Below are 4,481 nucleotides of genomic sequence, written 5' to 3' on the forward strand. Positions count from 1 at the left end.
ATCTTAACATCTATTCTGCCAAAAGCAAGCTGAAATGTTAAACCTAAACGTTCACCATCATTCACTCGATCTCCTCTATCATATTTTCGATGAATATCCCATATCCGCGCGTCGGATCGTTCACCAACACGTGTGTCACCGCGCCGACCAGTTTGCCATCTTGTATGATTGGACTGCCGCTCATTCCTTGCACGATACCGCCTGTCCGAGTAAGAAGAGAGTCGTCTGTAACGTGCAGTACCATTCCTTTTTCTGCATGACTTCCCTGGTGACGCAGTTTTTCAATCTCTATTTCGAATGATTCTATTTTCTCACCATCTACGACCGTTAGTATCTGCGCCCGCCCCTCTCGCACTTGACTGTGCGAAGCGATCGGAAGTACTTCGGGATAAAACGGATTTTTCACCTTTACCGACATCGTACCGTAGATACCGCATCGCGTATTCTTCGTTATTGTTCCCCACGTTTCTGCGCCTTCCCACGTAGTACCGATCTTCTCTCCCGGATGACCTATCATACCATGATGAACGATAGAAACTGTTGCAGGCATGATCGTACCCGACGCACATACAACTTCTTCATTCGTATCACTGTCGGTTATCACATGACCGAGCGCACCGTAACTGCCTGTTGTCGGTTCACAAAAAGTCAGCGTCCCGATGCCGAGTGCCGTATCTCGCACGAACAACCCTATCCGATATGACTGTGTTTCTGCACAAAATACAGGCTGACAGATGAGCGTATCTTCCGCTCCGTCACGCACAATACCAATGCTGACATCTTGTCCGATTTTTCCGCATTGCTGTACCAGCTCGGCAACCTTTTTATCATCATCAATCGGCGTATTATTGATCGTCACGATTCGATCTCCGATACGCACACCGACATCACGTGCAGGTTCTTTTTCCTCTCCACTCGCATTCGTAACCGTTGAAAAGCCAACCACCAGCACACCGCTCATCTGCATCGTAACGCCGATCGAATGACCGCCCGCCAAAACCTTGAGCGCAGGTCTTTGCTCTACGGCGATCTGCTTAACAGGAATAAAATCAAAAAGCCGCACAACAAGATGCGGCGAAGATCCTGACCTACCCTCTCCCGATACCCGAGCAACTTCTTGACACTCTTCCGACATTGTGATCGTCAACGGATACGGAAGTTCCGCCACTGTACCCCCTTCTTCAAACATCAACACTCGTTCAGGCATCGCATAAAGTGAACGCATCTGCGGAGAAATCGAAAAAGCAATGATAAAAAAAGCAACGATAATGCCAATAACAGGACGCTTCTTTCTCACTCTCATTCCTCCTTTTGTACATTATGCAGATACCTTATCAATGTCCGCCAACAGTTCTTTTTATACTTAATAAAAATATAAAACAGGCTGCCCAATGACAGCCTGTCCCTGTTAATCCCTAAAATATTCTTCAATACCTTCATATATTCCATTCGCTATCCGTTGTCGATACGATGGGTCGGATAATCGCTTGGCTTCCTTAGGATTCGATACGAATCCCATCTCGACAAGTACGCTCGGCATTGACGTATTGCGTATCACATAGAATCCTGCCCTTTGCACCCCCTTATCTTCTGCTTTGGTTCGATACACAAGATTTTTTTGTATCGTTTCTGCCAATTCTTCCGAGCGTTCATTCCCATAAAAAGTCATAGCACCATGAAAACTCGGGTCATTGTTCGAATTAGAGTGAATGCTGACAAAAATATCTCCGTCATTTCGTTCGGCAATATCAACGCGCGCCTGTAGTTCCGACCGCAGAGATGTTACCTTGGCCGCTACAGCACGGTCTGTGCTTCTCGTCATAATAACATTTGCTCCCGCCTCTTTTAACTGCTTTTCTAAGAGTAGTGCGACAGCAAGATTGTTATCTTTCTCAGTACTCCCATTGGCAACTGCACCGGGATTATAACCACCATGACCCGCATCTACGATGATCGTTTTGCCGGAAAGCGGCGCACCCAATACCAACGACTCGCTTATACCAAACGACAATAAAAAACAAAACAGAAATACGACCCACCTGCTATATTTTTTGTTCATACGATACGCCTCCCTCCTTTTAGAAAATGGCAGGCCTATCTTATCATATTTAATTACTATTTTCAATACTTATAGATATGTAATTTTTGGATGTGTTTATTCGCCGATTATTTTTCCTACCGTAGTAATCGTATATCCTTTCGTTTTCAGTTCCTGTATAAGTGATGGGAGTGCCTCTGCTGTAGACTTAGTCGGATGCATCAATATGATCGCTCCGTTTTTTATTTTTTTATGAACACGTTGTTTGATCGTTGCAGGAGACGGTTTTTGCCAGTCGATCGTGTCGATACTCCAGAGTATCGTGTCATATCCCAGCTCCTCCGCAATATGAATGACACGCTTGTCACATTCACCATAAGGCGGCGCATATAGTTTTGTCTGTATCCCTGTTATCTCACGAATGATATCTTCTGCTTTTTGTATCTGCTCGCGATTTTTTTCTGATGTGATCTGTGTCGGATGCGGATGATTGTACGTATGATTGCCTAATTCATGGTTTCCCGCAGCAATCATTTTCAATAAATCGGGATTATCCTTTGCCCATGTTCCACCAATGAAAAAAGTAATATTGATCCCCTCTTTTTCGAATGTTGACAGCATCGACGGCAGATATTCTTCACCCCAAAACACATTACACGCGAACGCAATATTGGGCTTTGACTCATCACCATGGCGAATCGCCTCACCTACCACCGAAGATTCTATCGACTCACTTCCATTTGGTAACATTGCGCTCCACAACACGATTCCGCACAGACAAAATAAAAATGACGAAAGAATACGCCTTCTATTCACGCGCAAAACAAACCCCTTCATCGCTCTTCTTCTCCTTTCGCTACCGATTGATAAACCTTATGCAAAAAGCCAAAGAAGATTGCCGAAATACAAAAATATATTCCTGCGCACAGAATACGACTGCTAACAAACCATAAACAAAAAAGACCATCGAATAATCGACAGTCTTTTTATTCTTCGGACAACAGCCATTCTACCGATACATTCAATACCTTAGCAATTGCCAGCAATTCAAAATCCGCAACAAAACGTGTTCCGATCTCGATTCTGCTGATACTGTCACGTTCTATCGTAACACCGGCAACCTGCAACTGTGCTGCAAAATCAGCTTGTGTAAGTCTGCGTTTTAATCTCGCCTCACGAATTCGCTCTCCACTGATATTCTTCTTTCCTTGGTAATCATATATCTTCACGACAGACCACCCCATGCTTCTATCTTTGTGTTAAACATCTGAATTATTCTTGTTTTTAACATATTTTCGGTATATAATTGTGTTAAAAATAAGAATTGAGTAATTATCACAAAGATTTTCTGCGAAAGAGGTCATCTCATATAAACACGTTCTCAATTACAGTACACTAACTGCAAAACATACGATTTATTGTGAAATAACGATTTAAACAATTATATTTAACAAGCATATGAAAAAACGATCGAGTTCCTGTTAATTGTTTTTTCTATATATTAAAATTCTTTTTTTCCTATTTAATAAATGCTACAATAAAAGAAAACGTTCGTACGAAAGGAGAGATCTTTGTGCCGCTCAAATTCGTTTCTGCCGATATTGTAAGTATGGCTGCCGACGCGATCATATCACCGTGCAGTCCTCATCCGATCATTACAGAATCGTTAAACGGAAGCATCTATCATACAGCAGGCGATTCACTGCTTGCCGCCCGCAAAGAAATAGGCGCGCTTCCGTTCGGACACAGTGCAGTTTCTCCCGCTTTTAACCTCCCCGCCCAATACGTAATTCATGTCGCAGTACCGCTTTGGCAAGGTGGTATGTACGAAGAGATAAGCGTACTTAGGCATTGTTACAAAACGATATTTCTTCACGCATCTCGCCTTGCACTGACCTCACTTGCAATTCCTCTTTTGGGATATGGCACACAGGGATTCCCTTATGAGATCGCACGAGAAGTATTTTTCGATACACTGATTAACGTCAAGGATATCCAAGATATTCATATCTATCTTGTCACTACACAGTCACATCTTCTAGAGCAAACAAAAAGCAGACAAGATATCTCCGATTACGTAGCTTGTCTGTTTTCTCCATCGAATAATATCGAACCGTCTGCACATACCGATACGCTGCGCATCAACGAATCCGCAACAGCCTATCGCCCGCTGTCCTCTTATGATAAAGATCTGACCTCGCGTCTGTCCCATCGAGAAAAGAGTTTTTCGGCAACACTGTTATCATATATCAAAGATCGCGGACTAAAAGAACCTGTCGTCTACAAAAAAGCCAATATCGACCGCAAACTCTTCTCCAAGATCAAAACGAATCCCAACTACCAGCCGACCAAAGCAACCGCACTTGCTTTTGCCATCGCACTCGAGCTAACATTACCCGAAACGAATGAATTTCTTCGCACAGCAGGCTATACGTTAACATAC

The 4,481-nt window shown here is 43.3% G+C and carries 5 protein-coding genes; 1 reads left to right on the forward strand and 4 read right to left on the reverse strand.

Annotated features, from left to right (window positions below):
• Nucleotides 1-61 precede the first annotated feature (61 nt).
• From spoIVB to IJN28_07425, 4 genes are all read right to left on the reverse strand, one after another.
• Complete coding sequence (gene spoIVB, locus IJN28_07410; GenBank protein ID MBQ6713594.1) at nucleotides 62-1,297, reverse strand: SpoIVB peptidase; 1,236 nt, start codon at nucleotides 1,295-1,297, stop codon at nucleotides 62-64.
• Nucleotides 1,298-1,408: 111 nt separating this feature from the next.
• Complete coding sequence (locus tag IJN28_07415; GenBank protein MBQ6713595.1) at nucleotides 1,409-2,059, reverse strand: N-acetylmuramoyl-L-alanine amidase; 651 nt, start codon at nucleotides 2,057-2,059, stop codon at nucleotides 1,409-1,411.
• A 96-nt stretch (nucleotides 2,060-2,155) separates the two neighbouring features.
• Nucleotides 2,156-2,875, reverse strand: a complete 720-nt coding sequence (locus IJN28_07420) for a polysaccharide deacetylase family protein (protein ID MBQ6713596.1) — start codon at nucleotides 2,873-2,875, stop codon at nucleotides 2,156-2,158.
• A 149-nt stretch (nucleotides 2,876-3,024) separates the two neighbouring features.
• Nucleotides 3,025-3,267: a helix-turn-helix transcriptional regulator gene (locus tag IJN28_07425; GenBank protein ID MBQ6713597.1), complete on the reverse strand. Its 243-nt coding sequence runs from the start codon at nucleotides 3,265-3,267 to the stop codon at nucleotides 3,025-3,027.
• Between the two features lie 344 nt (nucleotides 3,268-3,611).
• Here IJN28_07425 and IJN28_07430 point away from each other — a divergent pair.
• Nucleotides 3,612-4,481: macro domain-containing protein (locus tag IJN28_07430; GenBank protein MBQ6713598.1), on the forward strand; the 870-nt coding region annotated here is incomplete at its 3' end.

The sequence above is a fragment of the Selenomonadales bacterium genome, assembly GCA_017442105.1.
GTDB lineage: Bacteria > Bacillota > Negativicutes > RGIG982 > RGIG982 > RGIG982.

Coding starts and splice junctions, on each gene's coding strand:
- IJN28_07415 (MBQ6713595.1), bottom strand. CDS start 2,059: ATGAACAAAAAATATAGCAGGTGGGTCGTATTTCTGTTTTGTTTTTTA.
- IJN28_07420 (MBQ6713596.1), bottom strand. CDS start 2,875: ATGAAGGGGTTTGTTTTGCGCGTGAATAGAAGGCGTATTCTTTCGTCA.